We start from the raw sequence: 22,887 nt of genomic DNA on the forward strand, positions 1-22,887 counted from the left end.
AGGTATATTCATTATGAAAGCCATGATCCTTGCAGCAGGAAAAGGAACCAGAGCCAGGCCATTGACCACTATTTTACCCAAGCCAATGATCCCATTAATCCGCAAACCGATTATGGAGTCGATCGTTGAGCATTTAAGAAAGTATGGCTTTAATCAGTTGATGGTGAATACCAGTTATCTTTCCAGTGATATTGAGAACTATTTCCGTGATGGCCATGCCTGGGGAGTGGAAATGGGGTACTCCTACGAAGGTGTTATGGAAGGCAATACCTTCGTCGATAACGTACTGGGTTCCGCCGGAGGGATGAAACACATCCAGAATTTTTCGGGCTTTTTTGATGATACATTTGTTGTTGTGTGCGGCGATGCGTTAATTGATGTCGATTTCGATCAGGTACTGGCATTCCACAAGGCCAGAAAAAGTGTCGCAACGCTGATTATGCGCCCTGTTCCAGAGGATCAGGTGAGTAAGTACGGCATTGTGGTCACCGATGAACAAGGCCGGGTCAGTAAGTTTCAGGAAAAACCGAAAACGACAGAGGCATTGTCTAACAATGCCAATACCGGCATCTATGTTTTTGAACCCGAGATCTTCAATTATATTCCTGACGGCGTTGAATATGACATTGGCAGCCAGTTATTCCCTAAACTGGCAGAAGCAGGCGTTCCTTTCTACGGCATTGCCCTGCCTTTCCAATGGGTTGATATTGGTTCTCTGCAGGATTTCTGGCATGTAAACCGCATGATCCTTAATCGGGAGTTACCTGATTATCCAATGCCGGGGATCCAGATTGCACCGCAAATCTGGTGCGGTTTAAACGTTAAAGCTGATTTCGCCAACCTGGATATTGAAGGCCCGGTGTATATTGGTAGCAGTACCGAAATACAGCCTGGGGTAACAATTAGAGGGCCTGCGATTATCGGAGCCGGTTGCCTGTTGGAGCAAGGAGCGGTTATAGAACAAAGCTTTATTGCCGATTACACCCGTGTCGGCGGTATTGCGAATTTAAACCAACAGATGATTTTTGCCGGGAAAGTGATTTCACCTGATGGCACTGCAATCGATTTAACCGAGGCGGGTTTGAACTGGTTAATTGATGATAAAAGGCGTAAAGATATTATTGCCGCCGAGAAATTGTTGTTTAATGAGTTTCTTTCCTAACAGCATTAAGTTTTCACCACCCCAAAAGCATGACAGTTTTTGGGGTGTTATTTTTTAATGAGCTTAATTTATAAATACGCATAATTAACTACTGAGTATTAAATTTAAAACCATCCGTTTTACTACCTCACAACCTTATTATCCTGATGTCTGTACGCTAGCGTACAGACATTCTTACGTTATTCCATTAGGATTGTTTTGAATGAAAAATAAACACTAACCTAAAAACAGGGTAAAATCAAAACATGCTAAAAATAAACTTCTTTCCTATTATGGCCGTATTACTCTTTGGTCTGAGTGTGGGGCATGCTTCTGCTGCCACTGCCGATGATTTAAATAGAGATGCTATACAGTCGCTAAACACCTTATATCAACATAACCCGGTGGCTAAAAAAATGGCCCAGGAGTCACGTGCTATACTGGTGTTTCCTAAAGTAATCAAGGCGGGTCTGGTATTTGGTGGTAGCTATGGTGAAGGCGTACTTTTAAGAAATTCCAAGCCCGTTGACTACTATAATACGGTATCTGCATCTTGGGGATTACAGGCAGGGGCTCAGTCTTACGGCTACGTTGTTTTCCTGATGAATGACAAGGCAGTTAAATACCTTCAAGAGTCGAAAGGCTGGGAAGTTGGGGTTGGGCCGACCATCGTGGTTGTGAATGAAGGTTTGGCCAAAAACCTGTCATCTTCAACGCTAAAAGAAGATGCCTATGCCTTTATCTTTGATCAGCAAGGGCTGATGGGTAGCCTCAGCATCGAAGGCACCAAAATATCCATCATTCATCGCTGATAATTCGCTCGGTAGCAGATTGGCCTGCCACGGTCGGTACGTTAATCAGTAACCGCTCATACTCCTTTTTTACTACGTCGTAACATTCACAGGTACGGTGTTCAAGCCCTGGGCGATCTAATACGGTTATACGCCCCCGCGAATAGCGGATTAGTCCAGCTTGCTGGAGCTTGAGCGCCGCCTCGGTGACGCCACTGCGGCGCACCCCAAGCATATTGGCAATCAGTTCCTGCGTCATCACCAACTCATTACCCAATAGACGATCCAGGCTGAGTAACAGCCAGCGGCACAACTGTTGGTCTATGGAGTGATGTCTGTTACAGACCGCCGTTTGCGCCATCTGAGTCAGTAGTGCCTGCGTATAGCGTAAGAAAAGGCGCTGTAGCTCACCACCTAGATGAAATTCACGCTTTAGAACTTGGGCCGGTAAACGGTAAGCATAACCCGCGCTTTGTACCACTGCACGGCTTGGGGTTGACTCCCCGCCCATGAATAACGAAACACCGACCACGCCCTCATAACCCACAACGGCTATCTCCGCCGAGGCACCGTTTTCCATTACATACAGCATCGATACAATGGCCGTAGCAGGGAAGTAGACGTGGGTCAAAACATCTCCCGATTCATACAATACTTTGCCAAGTGGTAACTCAATACGCGAGATATGGGGCGTCAGGCGCTGCCAGACAGGCTGCGTCAAAGCAGCAAGCAGACCATTTGCATTTGCGGCAGAATAGTCGGTCATATCAGGGGATTTCCAATGAAAGGACCGGGTTACCATAACCCATAACGCAGCGCAGTAGTTGAATTTATCTATTTCGCTCCCCAAAAGGCAGTATATCTCGCCCCTAGGTGCTTGGATAAAGCGGAAATGGCAGGCTGAGCCACTTAACGGCGCGGTGATCAATCAAGCAACTCAGTCTGATACTCAGGAGATATCTTTGCTACTCACTATGCATTTCGATACCAAGCCATAATCGATCGCCTCTGCCACCGGCATCCAGAAATCGCGATCAATGTCGTTGATCACTTTTTCCAGTTTTTGCCCGGTTTCCTTGGCAATCAAGGCAGCAATTCTTTCACGAACGCGAACGATTTCGCGCGCCTGGATCGCCACATCGGTTGCTTGACCGCCAATACCACCGCTAGGTTGATGGATCAGGAAACGAGTATTCTGTAAGCAGAAACGGCGTTCCTTAGGCACCGAAAGGAACACATTGACCGCAGCACTGCCCACCCAACCACTGCCGATCATATTAACCGGGGCATCAATAAAGCGGATAACATCGTGGATCACGTCGCCGGACTCCACGTGACCGCCCGGTGAACAAATCAGGAAATTGATCGGCGCAGAGGACTCATCGGACAGCGCGACCAGTTGTTTGACGACGTTGTACGCTACGGTATCGTTTATTTGCCCAAATAGCAGGACGGTACGAGACTTGAACGTTCTTTCATCCAGAAAAGCGTCGCGCTGAGGAGCACTGGCTTCCGTTTTCTCTTCCATTTTATACCTCGGCTAATTGGCGTATATTCCGTCACAAAACGGAGGCCATGAATTTGAATCGGCCCCGATGGCGAGCCGATTCACGTTGCTCAAGAATAGCACACTTCACAGGCAACACCTGACCGTATGATTATACCCTTCATACTTCAAGTTGCTTGGGTGTTGGCTGCCCTCGTTCACCCTAGTCACATAGTTTATCTATGCTCCTAGGGGTTAATGAGCCTCATCCCTGAGGCTCACCCTTCGGGCAGCGCAAGCGCTGTTCAAATCGGTTCCTGACCGATTTGTCACTCAGTTGCCGCCTACAAGCAACTCGAATTATTTTGGGTATATTCGTCGAAGAACCAATAACCTTGATTAATCAACGCAGTTAATTCAGCAATAAACTGCGGATCACCCACGATATCGCCCAACTCTTTTTTACTGATCATGGTATAGCGGCACAGATCATTCGCCGCTCTAGGATCGCTGATCTCGAGCCGTTCGCTATTGATAAAAGCACTACCGCCAACTTGCAGCACTCTCAGCCCATTTAGCCGCGTCAGCACTTCGCCTCCCATCAAGGCATCGGCAATCTCATGCGGCTCGAAAGGCGGTTGCGCAGGAGCAATATCCAACTCGTGCCGTGGCGTCGTCACGAAACGACCAAACCACTGCTTAAAATCTTCAGGCTGATTAATCATGTCGATCATCATCGTGCGCAGGCGGTCAAGCTCATAATCCTCAACGCGCTCAGGATGTTCACGGCCAGTAAGATCGGGGTCGCTGTAGTGCTCACCGCCGAGATCGTGTTCTAGTGCATAGTCAGCAAAACTGCTGATCAAATCCCTACCGTTAGGCCCACGGAAACCTACGGAGTAGTTGAGCGCAGTTTCGTGAGTGAAGCCATCGTGTGGGAATCCCGGTGGGATATACAAAATATCACCCGGTTCGAGATCTTCATCGATGATCGGTGTGAACGGCTCAACGTGCAATAGCGCAGGATGCGGGCAAAACTGCTTGAGTGGCAATTTATCACCGACGCGCCAGCGGCGGCGGCCCATTCCCTGGATAATGAAAACATCGTATTGATCGATATGTGGCCCGACTCCGCCTCCTGGAACAGAAAAGGAGATCATCAGGTCATCCAGGCGCCAGTCCGGCAGCACGCGAAACGGCCGCACCAGTTCGGCTGACGGCATATGCCAATGGTTAACCGCCTGAGCCAATAGTGACCAACCCGTTTCCCCCAGGTTATCAAAGTGCTCGAACGGCCCGTTGCTGGCCTGCCACTGGCCATTTACCTGGCTGACCAGGCGGCTATCCACCTCAGCCTCCATCGCCAGCCCCGCCAATTCGTCCGGCGTAATGGGATCGACAAAATCAGGGAAGGCTTTTTTTAAAATAACGGGTTGTTTTTGCCAGTATTTTTCTAAAAATTCGGGCCAATTAAGGTTTAGTTGGTAAGCCATGCTGTCACACCAGTGAGAAGATAAACGGGCTTGATTATAAAGAAGTTAACGCTCAGACCACCTTGTCATTGGTCAAAGGTCCGTTCAGGCAGCAGAAAAAACTGCTCAAGATCGGTAGTTCGTTGCTCTGCCAGGCCAATCAAGGGAAGCAGCGTGGCGACAGCAATATTCACCTGCTGGATTAGGGAAAGTTACTGGTCAAAATGAGAAATAACCTATATAAAGCCTTACAATTACTATTATCTCTGACTAATAGTTCGGATTTTACTATGCCTATTCTCAAGATGAAAAAGTGGATTGATAGTTATACCCAAAATAATTCGAGTTGCTTGTAGGCGGCAACTGAGCGAATCCCCAGGAGCTTACTCAGGTAAGTGACTGGGGTGAACGAAGGCAGCCAACAACCAAGCAATTTGAAGTATGAAGGGTATAGGCTTAATAATTATATACAGCTGATTGCTTTTGAGAGATTACATGAGAAAAGATAAAATGGCTGATACAAATAACAATGAATCTCATGAGCGTTTTCATGCGGCTCGAAAAAGCACCTGGGTCAGCGTTGTTGTAAACTGTTTTTTAACGCTTGGGCAGGTGATTACCGGGTTTTTCTCCGGCTCTCAGGGGTTGATTGCCGATGGTATCCATTCACTCTCCGACCTGATTGCCGACTTTGTTGTGCTTGTTGCTAATAATAAGAGCAAAAAGGAAGCTGATGAAGACCATAATTATGGACACCATCGCTATGAAAATGGTGCGTCATTAATTCTTGGTTCTTTATTATTTATTGTCGGCATCGGGATGCTATGGTCTGCAATAAATAAAATAAACAATCCTGGCAGCATTCCCGAAATACATATTGTTGCTTTGTGGGTTGCTCTTATTGCATTGGTCTCGAAAGAATTACTTTTCCGCTACATGTTATCCGTAGCCACCAAGGTTAAATCAAGCATGTTAGTGGCCAATGCCTGGCATGCCCGCTCTGATGCCGCCTCTTCATTGGTTGTGGCTTTGGGGATCGTCGGCAACCTGCTTGGCTTTAAGTTTCTCGATCCTGTTGCCGCACTCATCGTTGGCCTGATCGTTGGCAAGATGGGCTATTCATTTATGTCGGAATCCCTGCACGACTTAATGGATAGAGCCGTCGACGGGGATACCGAAGAGGAAATAAAAGCCACGCTATTAGCCACCGAGGGCGTGATGAGTATTCATGATTTTAAAACCAGGAAGATGGGTGACCTGATTGTCGTTGATGTACATTTGGAGATTGATGGCGAACTATCGGTGAAAGAAGGTCATGATATTGCCGTTCGCGCCAGAAAAGCCGTATTAAGTAATCACCGGGTGTTAAATGTCATGACTCATGTGGATCCTTATACGCGTAGCTAGGCTGTGTCCCTTAATTGCCCGTGGTGCCGTCGCAGACCCAAAAGCCCGTTATCAAGGCGGAGGGTGAAGGGCAGAGTGGCCCTCTGTTCAAACCCGACAACACAGAAAACGGGCTTTTGGGGCGCGACCCTTCGGGCTGGGGCCATTTGCGCGCATTGCGGCGTTGTTCGCCGCTTATTTGGTCCACCAAACCTCGCGGCTCACGCCTTGCCCTGTGCGCAAATGACCGCCAGCGGCGCTCGCGTGCAATTAAGGGATACAGCCTAAAAGCCATCCCCAGATTCCCTCAAGATACAGAAACTGCTCGACAAATCTTTTCCTGGCCGATTTGTCGAGCAGTTGTCCTGAGGCTGGAACGCTCGCGTGCAGTTAAGGGACACAGCCTAATTTTATTTACTTACGGGCATCTAATAGCTGCGCTGCATTCTCGGTGGTCACTTCAGTCCATGGCACAGAGTAATGCTTGGCCGTGCCGTTATCCCACTTCATTTGGCTTTCATACTGTTTCCAGATATCTGACTGCGGCTGGTAGCTGCTGCCTTTTACTGCACGCAGTGCCACATCGATGGAACCCTGCATCTGGGCATGAGCGTCTTGCAGAATAGAAACCATCTCCCCCGCCTGCACGGCACGAATAGCATCAGATACGCCATCCACACCAGCAATGGCGAAATCTTTAACATTCAGATTGGCGCTTTTGATCGCTTCGATTGCCCCTAAAGCCATCTCGTCGTTTTGCGCGATGACGCCGTTAATCTGACCACGGTGTTTTTGCAGCCAGTTTTCCATCAGCGGCAGCGCTTCTGCCCGCGACCAGTTAGCAGTTTTACGCTCAAGCACCTTGATTTTGCCCGGGCCGCACTCCGCAATGGCCTTGTCGTTGCCTTGTCCGCGTTGGATCTCGCCACTGCCACCCTTTGGCCCTTCAATAATCACGACGTTACCCTGGCAGTTCATTTTTTTCAGTACCGCTTTGGCTTCCATATAGCCACCCAGCACGTCGTCGGAGACCACTTCCGATGTCATCAGATCGGTATTCAGGCGAGCATTAGTGACAACAACCGGGATCTTGGCTTTATTGGCCAAAGTCACCACATCAATATTGGCTTCATAATCCATCGGATTAATGATGATGGCATCCGTTTTGGTCTGTATGGCGGTTTCAGCCTGGTTGTTCTGCACCATCGGATCGTAGCGGCCATCGTAGACGGTGAGCTGCACGTTGCCGTTCTTTACCTCAGGATGCTCTTTCGCCGCTTTCTCCATCAACTGTACAAACTCGGCTTTCATACCGTACATCAACACGGCAATTTTGACCGGAGCATCTTGGGCAAACGCTGAACTACCCAACAGCAGGCCGGAGGTAAGCAACGCAATTTTAGTTATCTTGTTCATTATGACTCCTGGTTTGTAGGGAACGAAAAAATCAGTCACGCTGTTGTTTGCGTGAGGGGTCAAGTAGCACAGCGATAACAATCAGTGCGCCCTTGATAATTTGCTGGTAATAGGATTGAACGCCGAGTAAATCGAGGCCGTTATTCATAACGCCAATAATCAATACGCCGAACAGCGTGCCAACCAGAGTACCCACGCCACCAGCCATGCTGGTGCCGCCGATGACTACCGCTGCTATCGCATCCAGTTCATAGGCACTACCGGCGTTGGTTTGCGCTGAACCGGTACGAGCGGCCAGGATCACCCCAGCAATCCCCGCCAGGGCAGCACACAGTGTGTAAACCAGCACTTTGATTTGCACCACGCTGATGCCGGAAGTTCGAGCACTTTTCTGGTTCCCCCCCACGGCATACACGTGGCGGCCGAAGATGGTTTTATTCAGCAATATCCAGGCGAGCAGAAACAGCACGCTGAAAATAATCACCGGCACAGGAATGCCAAGCGCATAGCCATTGCCCAACCAGCGGAAATCACTGTTTAACTGAGAAACCGGGTTACCGTCGGTGGTCAACAGCGCCAGGCCACGGGCGCTGGAAAGCATCCCCATGGTGACAATGAAGGGCTGCAACCGGTAACGGGCCAGGATGGTGCCGTTGATCAACCCGCAGACAATGCCAATGCCCAAGGCAACAATCAGCGGCAACATCACCGCATTAGCGGTATCGCCAATAGACAGGCCACTATTAGTGGTAGCAAAGCGGGCGGCGACGATCCCGCTCAGTGCCAGTACCGAACCTACCGAAAGGTCAACGCCTGCGGTAATAATGACAAAGGTCATGCCGATGGCCAGAATTCCATTAATGGATATCTGGCGTAATACGATCAGCATATTCTCATCACTTAAAAAGTAATTATTGCTCCAAGCACCTTGTGAAACTTGAACTTCTCCAATAACGGTGACAATCAAACACAATACGAAGAACGCAATAACAATGCCGTATTTGTGCAGATGTTTTTTATTTTGCGTAAAGAAAGATATCCCTGGCGTTAGCGAATTGGTGCCATTCATAATAAAATCTCTTTTAAATAATGAGTTAATTCATTGGCTATACGGCCAGTTTCATTAATTCCGCCTGCGTGGCATTTCCTGCCGATAATTCTGCGGCGAGCGTGCCGTGACGAAAGACTAAAATTCGGTCGCTCATACCGATAATTTCTGAAAGCTCGGAGGAAACCATAATGATGGCTTTATCCTTTAGCGCAAATTCAGACATAAAGCGGTAAATCTCTTTTTTTGCCCCCACGTCAATACCGCGCGTTGGTTCATCCAACAACATGACCTGTGGATCCATTAAGGCCCAGCGCCCTAGCACCACTTTCTGCTGGTTTCCACCACTCAGGTTGCCAACGATATGTTCGGCATCCGGGGTTTTAATATTGAAGCGCTGGATCATTTCTTTTGCGCGAGCCATTTCCTTGCCGTCGTCAATCATCCCCAGTCGGCTTACTGCATCCAGTGAAGCAACATTGATGTTTTCATTCACTGAACGGCACAACACCAAACCGGTCTCTTTGCGATCTTCCGTCACATAGGCCAGACCGCATTTAATCGCCTGCTGCGGCGAGTGATTGGCAAGTTGTTCGTTACCAATCTTGATCGTGCCGCTGTCTGCGCGCTGAATACCGAATATCAGGTCAAGGAATTCACTGCGGCCAGATCCTACCAGCCCGTAAATACCCAAGATCTCGCCACGCTTTAGCGTCAGGCTAATGTCATTGATCTTTTTCCCCCAGCACAGATTTTTCACCTCCATGACTACGTCGTCACCGGGTTGATTAAATTTGGCAAACTCACTCTCGAATTCGCCGCCGATAATGTGCTCAATCAGTTGCTCACGAGTGATATCTTGCAGTAAGCCTTCGTGGATATAGCTACCATCACGAAAGATGGTGTAACTGTCAGCAATCTGGAAGATCTCGGACAAACGGTGCGAAACATAGATGATCCCTTTACCTTTTGCCGCCAGCCGCGTGATCGCCTGAAAGATTTTCTGCACATCTTCTTCACCAATGGCGGAGGTGGGCTCATCCATAATGATAATGTCCGCATCCGCATGGGAGAGAGCCTTGGCTATCTCAACCAACTGCTGCTCTGCCACGCTGAGATTGCGCATTTTCTCCGTCGGCGAAAGGGCAAAATGCAGGTCTTGCAATAGGGCTTCGGTCTGCTGATTCATGGTTTTAAAATCAACAAAGCCTAAGCGACGCGGTTCACGCCCCAGCCAGATATTTTCTGCCACCGTCAGATCGGGAATGGCACTCAGCTCTTGTTGTACAATAGCGATACCCGCCGCCAATGCCTCTTTGGGATGGGCGAACTCGCAGCGCTTGCCGTTAATGAAAATATCGCCACTATCAGGCTGGATAAAACCCATTAAGATGCTGAGAAATGTGGATTTACCGGCACCATTGCCGCCACACAGCGCATGAATCGAGCCCTTGCGCAGGCAGAATTCGGCATTTTTCAGCGCCACGACGGAACCGAATGCTTTCTTTATACCCGTAACCTCCAGCAGATAGTCCGGGGCGTTTGCTTGGGGAGTGCCTGTCATAACCTCACCTCGGGATACTCTTTTTGCAGTAAGTTCAGATAACCAGCGTAGAGATCGGCATACTGCCGCTGGTGCAAAGTATTGGGGACTGCACGCGTGTTTTCATCCAGGCGAACAAAACGCTGGCATAAGCTGCTCAATTCTTCCTTGGCCGAAAGCTCAGGTTGAGTAGCCAGGTTATCGCACCACATCGCCTGAATGGCGGCACCCAAAGCGGCGGTTTCCTTTTCCGCCAGGCACACTACCGGGCAATTCATCACGTCGGCAACGATCTGACGCCAGCACGAACTGCGTGCGCCGCCGCCAGTGAGGCGAATTTCATCGATAGCGATCCCCTGCTGCTGGAAAAGATCGACACCGTAACGCAGGCCGTAAGTCGCGCTTTCAACTACCGCCCGGCAAAGGTTATCCGGAGTAAAGTTGTCACTATCCAGGTTATGCAAGCTGGCCTTGGCTGCTGGCAACGGTGGAACGCGTTCACCGTTGAAAAACGGCAGCATCATCACGCCCTCTGCACCGGGTTCCGTTTCGGCAAGCGCCTGGTTAAAGGCAGCAATATCCTTCTCCAGCAAGCGTTGCACCGAGGTGCTGGCTGAGGTGACGTTCATGGTGCAAATCAATGGCAGCCAACCGTTGCTGCTTGAACAGAAACCGGCGATTGCTTCGGAATGGCTGACAACCGGCTGTTCGGCATAGGCAAACAGCGTGCCGGAGGTCCCCAGGCTCATGGTTATGATGCCCGGCCGGATATTGCCGGTGCCGATAGCCGCCATCATGTTGTCGCCACCACCGCTGGCAACCCGAGTTGTTGGCTGCAACCCCAGCATTGCCGCAACTTCAGGACGCAGGTAACCCACCGTTTCCTGCGCAGGGATCAAGCGCGGCAGCGCATTCCACAGCAGGCCACTGCCGTCGATCAGCTCGACCGTGCGCCTATCCCAACAACGCTGACGGATGTCAAACAATCCACTGCCCGAGGCATCACCAAACTCCGCTACCCGCTCTCCGGTCAGCCAGAAATTAAGGTAGTCATGTGGCAACAGCACTGTTTTCAAACGTGCCCAAAGTGATGGATGCTGTTGCTTGAACCACAGGATTTTTGAAGCGGTATAGCCGGCAGCCACCATCAATCCCAGTTGTTGCAGGGAACCTTTGATGCCCCCTAAACCAGACAGCAGGGCTTGGTTCTCACGCATGGTCGAGGTATCGCACCATAGCTTCACCGCATGCAGCACGTCGCCATGCTCATCCAAAGCGACGAAGCCGTGTTGCTGCCCGGAAACCGACAGCGCGGCGATCTTGGCGGGATCGACATCCGGTGAGTCCACCGCCTGACGGAATGCCTTCAGCAGCGCCTCTACCCACCATTCAACCCGTTGTTCGCGGCGCCCGGATGAATCACTGATCATCTCGTGCGGCGCACTACCCTCGCCCACAATGGTGCCGGTTCGGCTATCGACAATCACCACTTTGGTGCCTTGTGTACCGCAGTCGATACCTGCATAGAGCGCCATCGGTTACTCCATTTCCAACATGATTTTGATGTCGGTTGGATGGCCTGCCGCCGCACGTTCAAAGGCCGCCACGCTGTCCTTAAACTTAAAGGTTTGCGAAATCAGTGGTTGTACCTGCAATTTGCCGGAGCTGAGCAAGCGTAGGGTGCGAGGATACATATTGGCGTAACGGAAAATGGTCTTGAACGTCACTTCTTTAGCCTGCGCGGCTACGATATCCATCGGCGCGGCATCAATCGGCATACCGACCAGCACAGCGGTACCACCCGGTGCAATGTGCTCACTGATACTGCCAATGGCAGGTTTGGCACCGCTGCATTCGAACACCACGTCAACACCATTACCGCTGGTCAAATCCGCAACTTTTTGCGCCAGATTGCCCGTTTTAAGATTGACAGCGTGCAGACCTGCATAATTAGCAGCAACCGCCAATTTCTCATCAAACAGATCGCAAATGATGACTTCGGCACACCCTCCTGCCAGCGCGGCCAAAGCCGTGACAACACCAATTGGGCCAGCACCAAGGACCAAGGCAATATCTCCAGGCTTGATCCCGGCTTTGGTGGCAGCATGCATACCGATAGCCAATGGTTCAACCATTGCGCCCTCGGCAAAACTGACGTTATCAGGAAGTTTGAAAGTGAAGGCCGCAGGGTGAATAACGCTTTCCCTCAGGCAACCGTGGATCGGTGGCGTAGCCCAAAAACGGACGCTCGGATCGAGGTTGTAGAGCCCCGAACGTGATTGAACCGATTGAAAATCAGGGATCCCCGGCTCCATACAAACACGGTCACCAGGCTTTAGGTGAGTCACATTTTTACCGGTTGCCAGCACCACACCAGCGGCTTCATGCCCCAGGACCATCGGTGCGTTGACGACGAAAGGCCCAATACGTCCATGCTGGTAGTAATGCACATCACTCCCACATATGCCGACAGAATGGATCTTGATATGCACATCGTCATTACCGAGCTCTTCCTCAAACTGGCAATTCTGAATGGCGATCCTGCCTTTTTCCTCGAGAACCAATGCTTTCATCTTAACCCCTTTTAACATCATTTTTATGGTATCGATACCATTTCAATGCGACCGATAGTAAGCTTTAACAGATTTAATTTGTGTGATAGCGGTTGCAATTTTTAAATCAATGTTAATTTAATGGTGATTAGTGGTAAATTTTACTCGTGAGAGTTACTCTTAACACTAAATAAAATGATATCGATACCATCGAAGGAGAAGCTTATGCAGACACATCAGGATGCGGTGGAAAACACATTAGCGTTTCTCGACCGCTGCGGAATACAGCTGAGTGACAGAGAAAAAGGCATGATCGAGGTTGCGGACTTTGGCTTACCTGACTATCCCCGTTCTGGGCTACAGTTGCTGACTTACATCAACACCCCCCGCTATTGCGCAAAAGAGTTGGTTCTGTTGCCGAACCAGACCTGTCCCGAACATCGCCATCCCCCGTTCAACAATACGTCCGGTAAACAAGAGACGTTTCGCTGCCGTTGGGGAGAAGTCTATCTCTTTGTGGATGACGAGGAATTGTCTTTGAATAATGCCAATGGCCAGCCGGTCTGTCAGCCACCGGAAGGTTATGAGCAGTGGTATACCTGCCAGCGTTATATTTTGTTGAGGGCGGGAGAGCAGTATACCGTCAAGCCTGATACACGGCACTGGTTTCAAGCGGGTAAACAGGGAGCGGTGATTTCAGAGTTTTCTTCAGAAAGCCGAGACGATCTGGATATTTTCACCGATCCCAATATCAAACGCATTGGTTGACTATTCGGTAGCTAGGCTGTGTCCCTAATTGCCCGTGGTGCCGTCGCAGACCCAAAAGCCCGTTATCAAGGCGGAGGGTGAAGGGCAGAGTGGCCCTCTGTTCAAGCCCGACAACACAGAAAACGGGCTTTTGGGGCGCGCCCCTTCGGGCTGGGGCCATTTTCGCGCATTGCTGCGTTGTTCGCCGCTTATTTGGTCCACCAAACCTCGCGGCTCACGCCTTGCCCTGTGCGCAAATGACCGCCAGCGGCGCTCGCGTGCAATTAAGGGACACAGCCTAGAGCATTTACATGAGTGATGATATTATTTATGAATTCATTGCTCTAAATAATTCGGGTTGCATGACATAAACGCCATGCGTTTTTGAAGCGCACTTGTGCTAACCCAGGCTTGGGCCAAATAACGCGGCAAGCGCTGGTCCACTAGGTGAACCAACACATATGCAGCTTGTAGTATGACGGGCATATTTATGTTTCAGAATGATATGTTCCAACCAGGAGTATAACTTGGCGGCTGATCGATCACGGAAAGCTACGCTTGAAAGCGTTGCGGCGCTAGCAAATGTCAGCAAAATTACCGTATCCCGCGCCTTCTCCCAGCCGGATAAAGTTCACCCCGAGACGCTAAGCCGGATCCTCGAAACTGCGGAGAGTCTTGGCTATGTGATGAATACGGCAGCGCGAAACTTGCGGGCTAAAGCGAGTAAAACCATCGGTATTGTCAATCCAGATATGGCAAATCCGTTTTTTGGGGCGTTAACCAAGCTGATGACGCTTGAGGCACAAAAAGCCGGTTACGATACGTTGGTATTTGATTCCTACGAGTCGCAGGTAAATGAAGATCGTATCATCGATAAACTGATCGGTTATAACGTCGACGCTATTATTTTATCGGTGATCTCCTCAGACAGAAACTATACGCCTGGTTATCTGAAGATCCTGGAGAAACTCGGTATTCCGGTAGTGCTGGTTGACCGGGAATTGGATTGGACTTATAGCAGTGGCGTTTATATCGATAATCTCGACTGCGGGTTACAGGCAGGCCGTTATCTGTTAGAACAGGGTTGCCAAAAAGCCGTGGTGGTCTCTGGGCCGGAAGACTCTAATGTGGCAAAAGAGAGAGTTACCGGGCTGATTGCCGCGCTACAGGGCAAAGTGGCAAGTTTGGAGGTTATCCATGCAGATTTTTATATGGATGCCGCCCTCCGGGTGACCAACAATTATCTCGATCATCACCCGCTTCCTGATTATTTTGTCGGGTGCAATAATCAGATTTCATTAGGCATTATTAAAGCCTGTATCGACCGCCAGCTCACTCTGATGAAAGACGTGTCGTTATTCAGTATTGATGAAGTGCCTTACTCTGCAGTTTATGGGTTTAATTTCCCGGCTATTTCCCACGATCTGCATGAAATAGCCTGGCAAGCGCTGGGTTTGGCGATGCGGCGGGCTATGGATAGCGATGTCAAACCCGGGAAAGTGATTGTCAGAGGCAAACTGATTACGGGTTAAGTCGCCCATCCCGATCATTTAGAGTTTTTCTATCTCAATAAGTAGCAGTTGCGCACGCTGAATAATCTCCTCATGCTCCTGTGGGGAGAATTTTTTTATCTGGTGATACACCATCGACAGACGTGGATTGTGCGCCAGCATTGACTGATGCTGTATAAAGAAATGCCAGTAGAGCGCATTGAACGGGCAGGCACTTTCCCCGCTGCGTTCTCGCGGGTTATATTGACACTTTGCACAGTAATTGCTCATTCTATTGATATAGGCCGCCCCGGAAACATAGGGTTTACTCGCCAGTAAACCACCATCGGTAAACTGGCTCATCCCGAGGGTGTTGGGTAATTCCACCCATTCGAAGGCATCTATATAAATCCCCAAATACCACGCGTGAACCTCGGCAGGTGACAAACCTGCGAGCAGTGCAAAATTGCCGACAATCATCAACCGCTGGATATGATGGGCGTAAGCTTGCTCAAGTGACTGCCCAATGGTCTGCGCCATGCAGTTCATTTTTGTATCAGCGTTCCAGAACCAGGCTGGCAGCGGGCGTTGGTGTTCAAAGAAATTATTGTCGCGATATTCAGGCATTTTTGCCCAATAGACTCCCCTGACATATTCACGCCAGCCGATGACCTGCCGGATAAAACCCTCAGCAGAAGCTAGAGGAACCTCACCGTTTTGCCAGGCCGTCTGCACGCGGGCAACCACTTCCCGTGGAGAGAGCATTTTGGTGTTCAGGGCAAAGGAGATAAGGGAGTGAAACAAGTGCCAGGAGTCCGTATGCATGGCATCCTGCCACTGGCCAAAGTGGCGAAGATCATTACGGACAAAGCGTTCGAATAATGCCAGTGCTTCCTTTCGATCCAACGGCCAGCGGAAATGCCCGGCATTAGGCTCGCCAAAGCTGGGCACCTTAAGCTCGGTGAGCGTATTCCACAGTTCAGCATGATCGCGGACTGGGCGTCTGTCGTCTGGTGGAGCTGGCTCGCCTTTCCAGGGCTTGCGGTTTTCGGCGTCGTAATTCCACTCACCGCCCTCGGGCGTACCATCGGAACGCATCAATACCCCTTCACGGCGGCGTATCTGGTGATAAAAATGTTCCATGCGCCAGGTTTTTCTCTGGCCAAAAAAGTCTGATACCGCATGACGCTCACAGAAAAAATGTTCACTATCCACCACAGAACTGTTCACCGCGCATGTTGCTGCCCAGCTTTTTAGCTGCTGGTCCAGCCGCCACTCGTCGGGAAGTTGCCAGCAGAATTTCTTGGCCTGGTAGTGGGCAATAAGCGCATCAAGGTTATCCGTCAACGATCCGCGATTTGAGGGATCACCCAGTTTTACATAGCGTACCCGGTGACCTTGCTGCTGCAACTGGCGAGCAAACTCCCGCATGGCGGCAAAGATGGCAATAATTTTTTGGGCGTGATGGAGAACGTACTGCGTTTCCTGCTGTAACTCCAGCATCACATAGACAATGTGGTCTGCAGGATGCTTGAACCACGAATGTTCGGGGTTAAGTTGATCGCCTAAAATAAGTCTGAGCTCGGTCATAGGCCCTCTGGCGAAATCACGGTAAGTATTTTTGCTGCTACGGTGTGGTTAAGAGTTAACGAGGGCTGACAGAAAAGCAAGAGAGGATCTTAACAGTCTTTCATCTTTGGGGTGGTTCGACTTCGGCGACACCCCAGTGACGCTTTGAACGTGGGTATAACTCGCTGAGCAAAAAAGATAAAAGCCCTGACTGGTAAAAGTCAGGGCTTTTAAGGTACTACAGACTTAGTATTTAACATTAATTGACTTACTGATTTCTACTACTTCGATACTACTTAAATGCACTCGTTTAACACAGATAATATTGGGTATTAAAAACTAACTACATCCTCCCATATACACACTGATTAAGATAACTCCTACTCAAACATCAGAAAAAATTAAGAATGAGTAGATTAAACTGGCACATTCCCTCGCGATATAAATATTTGATGCGTAGCCTTACTTTCGTTGCGACATTACAACACACTAACACTTACTTAACATCTCGCAACATCAAAATTCATAACTAACAGAGCCTTACATCATCGCGTTTTCTTACACACCCTTGCGATTCGTGATACTAACTACGTGGCCTTATAACATTATTGCGTGAGTCTGTTACTCATACTCAAGCGCAATTATCACATCCAAAATGTTCCGTGGCCTTTATCGCAAAATCCTATTTAAGTTGCTAGGAATAACACTAAAAGAACTCTTTAAATAAACAGCTAGTGACTTGTTCACCGCTGTTGAACGTTAATCTACGTTCTTTTATAAGTATGTCAATACTGTTTTTAACAACATGTTTTTATTATCAGTATGCTTAAGCCAGAAATAGAGGCTGAATTCAATAGTTTTAATTAAGTGCAGCTATTTAGAGCTTGTGTATGCTGCTGAATTTTATGACGTAACCAGCTTCGTAAGCGATCGTTGTGAGTCCGTTCATGCCAGATCTGCATCATGTCGATACGCGGCAGAGAGAGGGGTAAAGAATAAAGACGCAGTTCAGGATCGCGGGCAATAGCGTCTTCCCCCACCGAACGCAAGCAGGTTAACAGCAAATCACTGCCTCTGATTAAACGGCTTGGCGCAAGAAAGCTGGACAGCCCGGCGACCACTTTGCGTGCCAGCCCCTGGCGTTGCAGTTCTCGATCCACCAGCCCGTTCAAATCGCCGGTCAAGGTTGTCAGCACATGCTCACAACTCAGATAAGTATTCAGGTCCAATCCTTCATTAAGCAGAGGATGCCCTGCCGCAGCCAACACCACAAAATCCTCACTGAGCAGGCGTTGCTGATGAAAGGTATCCGGCAATTGTTCGTAGAAACCAGCAATCGCCAGATCACAGGTGCCTTTTTCAAGTTCTTCACGCGGTAGCAATCCACGTGTGTTGTGGGTGATCAACACCAGATTGGGTGCTTCCTGACGTAATACCGGCAATAACCCCGGCAGCAGGATCTGTTCCATGTAATCGGTGGTGTAAATATGGATGCGCTCCGCACGCGTAAGAAAATCGCGCCCTTCACACTGTTCGTAAAACGCCTCGATATCTTCAACCAGTTTTTGAACCTGGAGTGCCAACTGGTGGGCGCCTGGTGTAGGCGTCAGCCCGCGAGCAGCTCTAACAAAAAGCGGATCGCCAAATTCATGACGTAATTTGTTCAGTTTGTGGCTCATTGCCGGCTGGCTGAGTGACATCCGCACCGCAGCCAGAGAGGCGTTACGCTCCTGGTAAAGCACGTGGAAGAACAGCAGCAGGTTGAGGTCTTTATTAGCAATATTCATTTTTTGAATACCAGAAATGAAATCTTTTTATTTTTAGAATTATAACCGGTCACCTAAGCTTATAGCCAGTTCACCGATCAACCAACGCGCCGTAGCGCTAAACGGAGTTAAATATGAAAATCCTGATGGTTCTGACTTCTCACGATACGCTGGGTAACACGGGCCACAAAACCGGCTTCTGGTTGGAAGAGTTCTCCTCACCATATTATGTGTTCCTTGATGCGGGAGCGGATATTACCCTGGCCTCGCCTAAAGGCGGTCAGCCGCCTCTGGACCCGAAAAGCAGCCAGCCGGATGCCCAGACAGACTCTACCCGGCGGTTCGACCAGGACATTACCGCGCAGCAGGCGCTGGCAAATACCCTGAAACTGCAGGATGTTAACGCCGATGATTTTGATGCGCTGTTTTATCCTGGCGGCCACGGCCCACTGTGGGATTTGGCAGAAGATGCCCATTCTATCGCCCTGATAGAACAATTTCAGGCACAGGGTAAACCGGTTGCGGCTGTCTGCCACGCGCCAGCGGTACTACGCCATGCCAAAAATGCGGCAGGCAAACCACTGGTGATGGGAAAACAGGTCACCGGCTTCAGCAACAGTGAGGAAGAGGCGGTACAGCTGACCCAGGTGGTTCCTTTCCTGGTTGAAGAGATGCTCAAGGGCAACGGCGGGCACTACAGCCATGCAGAAAACTGGCACAGCCACGTGGTAGTGGATGGCCTGTTGATTACCGGGCAAAACCCAGCGTCTTCAGACGCTACTGCCGAAGCACTGCTAACGCTGCTCTAATATAAAACGGATAGCCATCACCTTTAATTCAATCGGTGGTGGCAGAACACTTATCACGTTAACCATACCTAAGCAGTTCGCTGTTCTTACGAAGAAAGGCATAAAGATCCCTATTATTGCTGATCCTTAACTTATTCATCGCAGATTTTTTCTGAGAAGAAACGGTTTTGATACTTTTCCTGAGGATATTAGATATCGCAGTAACACAGTATTCTTTTGCCATTAATCTAAGAACCTCCGTTTCCCGTTGAGTCAGCCGATGTTGGGAACATACATGACAGTCTTTAGATATCACTCTATTGCAAGACAGCATATTTTTTTCGTTTAAAAAAAGCAGATTAGCGGTAACCTTGCCGATGATTGTCGACAGCGTGTCTTCACGATAGATAATTGGAAATTTATTAATGCATGGATGAGTATTATCCGCTTTCTTGTGGATTGCACCGTACTCCAATACTGGGAAGATCCTCCCCATAAAACCGTATCCAAAAATTGGTAAGGTGTGTAGGCATTGGGTTATACAGTCTACTTCCACAAACACCAGATCTGAGTTTGGTAAAAAAGCATTGTCAGATTCAGTGAATTTTACCTTAATTTTATTGATACTGAAGTACTCTTTTAACAGCAAATACAAAGACTCTCTGTAAAAGACATTACTGTCTATTATACTTATAGTTAACATAAATTCCTCGAATATCAATTTTCATGCATAGCCTGGCTGCAAATTTCACCGCCCTTTTTATTTACCTCGTAAGCATTGTCACGGGCTTACTGCCTTTAAACAGCTTCCAATTAACTTGCTTACTCCCACCTGGCCGTGTCTTTTTTTTTTGCAAAATATTAATTAAAATTAATTTTTAAATACATTAAACTATATTTAAGCGTAAAAAACAGAATATTAAACTATAAATTAATATAAATTAAGCATAGTTATCCAAAATTAAAGGGAGGGAGATCGACTATTTGGAATGAACCACTTCTCTAAAAAAAAGCGGTTTTTTAATTAAAAATAAACATATTACTCAAAGGTTGACACCGGGTGTAAGTTTCAACTAAATTCCAGCCAAGTATAAAAAAGCACTATTCCTTTGTAGTGAAATACCACCTTCACTTAGACACTTAGAGATCGCTATCCACATGAAATACATAATAAATCTTAGCGTTGTTTTTGACGCTAATGCTAGGGTTCTCATACTGAAAAACGATCCACACCTATATGTAGAGTTATCAAAACCTGCAACCAGATTGTTATGCGAATTAATCATTAATAATAATGTCACAATGGCACGTGAAGACATTATTAAAACCGTATGGGTTGATTATGGCTTCTCACCATCAAAGGCTAGTTTAAGCAACCATATCAGTGAGTTAAGAAAGTCTTTTGAGAGTCTAGGCCTCACTAAAGAGATTATTATCACTGAGCCGAAAATAGGCTTCAGAATGGAGGCAGAAATTCACCCGGTGATTAAGCAAACTGAAATATCAAAAGACGTCGTTAATGATGACGATATCTCGCTTAATGATATCGTTCTGTCTGAGCCAGAAAATAGAACAGCCAAACCAAGAGGAAATACCTGGCTTAAAGCTGGCGTTGTTATTCTGGGCCTAATTGCCTTTTCTATTACTGCAGGTTACCATTTTTTTACCTCCAATAAAAAAGATGCTATTCGCTTGGTGACCACTAAAGGGAGTTGCAATATTTATGGTTTGAGCAACACGCCTCCTGCTAACTTTATCGCCAACGCAAGTAATATGATAGAAAATGAAAAAATAGATTGTACACATGAGACAGCAGATATTTATTATACAGACGAACGCCAAGCCAGCAGCTTATTAACAATACGCCTTATGGCGGTATGTTACCCTAGCGATGATGAACACTATCAGAATTGTAAAAACTATAAGATTGTCAAGTAGGTATGAAAATGAAAAGAATAATAGCCATGTTGGTTTTTGTTATCGCTTACTGTTGTTACTTCTATTACCAACATCACAGTAAAAAACCTTTCCGTTGCGACACTCAACTATTAACCCACATTGAAGATGGCAATAGTAAAATTGAGTTAAACTTACACATCAATAATATTTACACGTTCCATAACGAATGGTCATCATCAATCACCAGGGCAAACGCATGTATGCTTACTTTTTATCCACCCCATTAATACCTGCCAGTATCACTTGTTCAAGATAATCGCTGTTCATAGCAGCCATCTTCTGTTTACGTCTGATGCTGGCCTTTTTACCGCTCTCTAAACGCAGCATGTTAAGTGCCATATGGCGTACTGTCGCCAAATTTACCGCCCCGTTGTCCCGATAAATCGAACAGTTATCCTCCTTCATCGTGACATCCAACACCCAATGCAGTTGATTTTCAATGCACCAATGGCTTCGCACCGCATTGGCAAATTGAGCCTTGTTTAGCTCCGCTGAACTGATGTAATAACGGTATTCCAGCGACTCTTTGCCCTGTGGGTCGTATCGGTAGCCTATCGCTACACCCAGCGTCGTTAGCCCTTTCCAGATGGGGAACTCACGAGCGACCTCAGTGGCAGGGATAACGTGGTATTCCCGCATTTCTGCACGGCCTCGGTTTTGCTCAACGCAGGCGATATCACTCATGCCGGGCACTACACTACTCAACGCCTTGCGCACCGCCTTGGACAAACGCTCCTGATTACCTTTAACGGCCAGCAGGTAATCGCCGCCTTTTTCGACAATGTGGGCAGCGATAGCGGTTTGACACCCCATGGCGTCAATGGAAATCAGGCAACCACGAATATCCAATAACGCCAATAAGGCGGGGATAGCGGTAATTTCGTTAGACTTGGCATCTGTTTTTACCTGGCCCAAGACCACGCCATTGGCACTGGCAAAGGCACTGACCATATGGAGGGTTGAGGCACGGTCTTCAGGGTTGTAAGACCTCCGCAACACCTTGCCATCAATAGCGATGACAGCCCCGTTACTGAGGGAGCTTACCGCACGCATCCAGTTGATAAAGCTGCATTGAAATTGCTCCGGGTTGAGGCGTGAAATCACTCTGGCAATCGTATCGTCAACGGGCAATCCTGCGGGGAAAAGCCCTCGCTTCTGAAACCATGGGAGATGAGCTTCGCCAAAATCCTCAATATCTTGCCAACCTTCGGCTCCGCCGACCACCGCACAGACTGTCAGAAACAGAATATCGAACAGGGAATAGGCGACCTTGGCCGTCTGCCGGGGATCTTGCAGGTCAGCGAAGTGTTCTGAAAAGGCGTTGATAGACATGGTGATGCTCCCGTAAAAGGGAGTATAAGATCACAGCTTGTACACTCAGTCAAACAGGATAGCCTTGCTCATAAAACGTTCGTGATCTTGCCCTGCATCAATCACCGGCTCGGTCACACAGGATGGTAAAGAATATCTGGTAAGCAGAACTTTGTTTTTTACCGCCAAAATTTCAGAGTTAAATAACATGTACATAACCAGAATAACTCAAGAGGATATTGATAAAAGAGATAATCTTCCTAAGGAGTTATGGCTACAATACATGTTTCCCAAATCTTCAGGAGGTGAGTTTTATTCTGAAATCAAAGAAATGAATAAAAACGCAGTGTTAATACAATCACTTTCCAACCCGTTCTATATTTGCGTACGCGCGGAAGATCAATACTGACAATGGGCTATGC

20 protein-coding genes are annotated in these 22,887 nt (G+C 48.2%); 8 read left to right on the top strand and 12 right to left on the bottom strand.

The features are described from left to right. Window positions 1–13: 13 nt before the first annotated feature. Window positions 14–1,162 (top strand): sugar phosphate nucleotidyltransferase, encoded by a 1,149-nt coding sequence (locus tag SAQUA_RS18390; RefSeq protein WP_380674581.1) that lies wholly within the window; start codon window positions 14–16, stop codon window positions 1,160–1,162. Window positions 1,163–1,407: 245 nt separating this feature from the next. Further along, the gene (locus tag SAQUA_RS18395) at window positions 1,408–1,953 is read left to right on the top strand and encodes a YSC84-related protein (RefSeq protein WP_380674579.1); all 546 of its coding nucleotides are present in this window, start codon (window positions 1,408–1,410) and stop codon (window positions 1,951–1,953) included. Here the strand turns inward: SAQUA_RS18395 and SAQUA_RS18400 are convergent. The 3 genes from SAQUA_RS18400 to SAQUA_RS18410 all read right to left on the bottom strand — a co-directional run bounded on the left by SAQUA_RS18400 (window position 1,940) and on the right by SAQUA_RS18410 (window position 4,911). Beyond that, window positions 1,940–2,698 (bottom strand): Crp/Fnr family transcriptional regulator, encoded by a 759-nt coding sequence (locus SAQUA_RS18400; protein WP_380674577.1) that lies wholly within the window; start codon window positions 2,696–2,698, stop codon window positions 1,940–1,942. The genes SAQUA_RS18395 and SAQUA_RS18400 overlap by 14 nt on opposite strands. Before the next feature lie 183 nt (window positions 2,699–2,881). Continuing rightward, window positions 2,882–3,460 carry an ATP-dependent Clp protease proteolytic subunit gene (locus SAQUA_RS18405; protein WP_380674575.1) on the bottom strand — a complete coding sequence of 193 codons (579 nt, stop codon included), beginning with the start codon at window positions 3,458–3,460 and terminating at the stop codon, window positions 2,882–2,884. 302 nt (window positions 3,461–3,762) lie between these two features. Next, window positions 3,763–4,911: a JmjC domain-containing protein gene (locus SAQUA_RS18410; protein ID WP_380674573.1), complete on the bottom strand. Its 1,149-nt coding sequence runs from the start codon at window positions 4,909–4,911 to the stop codon at window positions 3,763–3,765. A gap of 474 nt (window positions 4,912–5,385) precedes the next feature. Here SAQUA_RS18410 and SAQUA_RS18415 point away from each other — a divergent pair, with 474 nt between their 5' ends. After that, window positions 5,386–6,297 (top strand): cation diffusion facilitator family transporter, encoded by a 912-nt coding sequence (locus SAQUA_RS18415; RefSeq protein ID WP_380674571.1) that lies wholly within the window; start codon window positions 5,386–5,388, stop codon window positions 6,295–6,297. A 393-nt stretch (window positions 6,298–6,690) separates the two neighbouring features. On the opposite strand, the gene SAQUA_RS18420 is transcribed toward SAQUA_RS18415, so the two are convergent. From SAQUA_RS18420 to SAQUA_RS18440, 5 genes are read right to left on the bottom strand one after another with little or no spacing between them, the layout of a single operon-like run. Further along, window positions 6,691–7,692 carry a substrate-binding domain-containing protein gene (locus tag SAQUA_RS18420; protein ID WP_380674569.1) on the bottom strand — a complete coding sequence of 334 codons (1,002 nt, stop codon included), beginning with the start codon at window positions 7,690–7,692 and terminating at the stop codon, window positions 6,691–6,693. Window positions 7,693–7,723: 31 nt separating this feature from the next. Then, entirely contained in the window at window positions 7,724–8,761 is a 1,038-nt protein-coding gene (locus tag SAQUA_RS18425) for an ABC transporter permease (RefSeq protein WP_380674567.1), read from the bottom strand. Between the two features lie 37 nt (window positions 8,762–8,798). Further along, window positions 8,799–10,304: a sugar ABC transporter ATP-binding protein gene (locus SAQUA_RS18430; protein WP_380674565.1), complete on the bottom strand. Its 1,506-nt coding sequence runs from the start codon at window positions 10,302–10,304 to the stop codon at window positions 8,799–8,801. Further along, the gene (gene xylB / locus SAQUA_RS18435) at window positions 10,301–11,818 is read right to left on the bottom strand and encodes a xylulokinase (protein ID WP_380674563.1); all 1,518 of its coding nucleotides are present in this window, start codon (window positions 11,816–11,818) and stop codon (window positions 10,301–10,303) included. Before xylB ends, SAQUA_RS18430 begins: the two co-directional genes overlap by 4 nt. A 3-nt stretch (window positions 11,819–11,821) precedes the next feature. Next, entirely contained in the window at window positions 11,822–12,856 is a 1,035-nt protein-coding gene (locus SAQUA_RS18440; protein WP_380674561.1) for an NAD(P)-dependent alcohol dehydrogenase, read from the bottom strand. A gap of 204 nt (window positions 12,857–13,060) precedes the next feature. Between SAQUA_RS18440 and SAQUA_RS18445 the strand changes: the two genes are divergently transcribed. Continuing rightward, a complete protein-coding gene (locus SAQUA_RS18445; protein WP_380674559.1) occupies window positions 13,061–13,603 on the top strand; it encodes a D-lyxose/D-mannose family sugar isomerase in 543 nt (180 codons plus the stop codon). Between the two features lie 506 nt (window positions 13,604–14,109). Further along, entirely contained in the window at window positions 14,110–15,114 is a 1,005-nt protein-coding gene (locus SAQUA_RS18450) for a LacI family DNA-binding transcriptional regulator (protein WP_380674557.1), read from the top strand. Between the two features lie 18 nt (window positions 15,115–15,132). On the opposite strand, the gene SAQUA_RS18455 is transcribed toward SAQUA_RS18450, so the two are convergent. Together SAQUA_RS18455 and SAQUA_RS18460 are read right to left on the bottom strand one after the other, a co-directional pair. After that, window positions 15,133–16,662 (bottom strand): cryptochrome/photolyase family protein, encoded by a 1,530-nt coding sequence (locus tag SAQUA_RS18455; protein ID WP_380674555.1) that lies wholly within the window; start codon window positions 16,660–16,662, stop codon window positions 15,133–15,135. An 842-nt stretch (window positions 16,663–17,504) separates the two neighbouring features. Beyond that, the gene (locus SAQUA_RS18460) at window positions 17,505–18,428 is read right to left on the bottom strand and encodes a LysR family transcriptional regulator (protein ID WP_380674553.1); all 924 of its coding nucleotides are present in this window, start codon (window positions 18,426–18,428) and stop codon (window positions 17,505–17,507) included. A 113-nt stretch (window positions 18,429–18,541) separates the two neighbouring features. Between SAQUA_RS18460 and SAQUA_RS18465 the strand changes: the two genes are divergently transcribed. Beyond that, window positions 18,542–19,216, top strand: coding sequence for a type 1 glutamine amidotransferase domain-containing protein (locus tag SAQUA_RS18465; protein ID WP_380674551.1), 675 nt, complete (start codon window positions 18,542–18,544; stop codon window positions 19,214–19,216). A 58-nt stretch (window positions 19,217–19,274) separates the two neighbouring features. On the opposite strand, the gene SAQUA_RS18470 is transcribed toward SAQUA_RS18465, so the two are convergent. After that, complete coding sequence (locus SAQUA_RS18470) at window positions 19,275–19,898, bottom strand: LuxR C-terminal-related transcriptional regulator (RefSeq protein WP_404413089.1); 624 nt, start codon at window positions 19,896–19,898, stop codon at window positions 19,275–19,277. 455 nt (window positions 19,899–20,353) lie between these two features. On the opposite strand from SAQUA_RS18470, the gene SAQUA_RS18475 reads away from it, so the two are divergent. Then, window positions 20,354–21,133, top strand: coding sequence for a transcriptional regulator (locus SAQUA_RS18475; RefSeq protein ID WP_380674549.1), 780 nt, complete (start codon window positions 20,354–20,356; stop codon window positions 21,131–21,133). Window positions 21,134–21,358: 225 nt separating this feature from the next. Here the strand turns inward: SAQUA_RS18475 and SAQUA_RS18480 are convergent, their stop codons facing one another. Next, window positions 21,359–22,486, bottom strand: coding sequence for an ISAs1 family transposase (locus SAQUA_RS18480; RefSeq protein ID WP_404413090.1), 1,128 nt, complete (start codon window positions 22,484–22,486; stop codon window positions 21,359–21,361). Window positions 22,487–22,637: 151 nt separating this feature from the next. Here SAQUA_RS18480 and SAQUA_RS18485 point away from each other — a divergent pair, with 151 nt between their 5' ends. Continuing rightward, window positions 22,638–22,874, top strand: a complete 237-nt coding sequence (locus SAQUA_RS18485; RefSeq protein ID WP_404413091.1) for a FidL-like protein — start codon at window positions 22,638–22,640, stop codon at window positions 22,872–22,874. The last annotated feature ends 13 nt before the right edge of the window (window positions 22,875–22,887 follow it).

This window comes from Serratia aquatilis (assembly GCF_044865145.1).
Lineage (GTDB): Bacteria > Pseudomonadota > Gammaproteobacteria > Enterobacterales > Enterobacteriaceae > Chania > Chania aquatilis.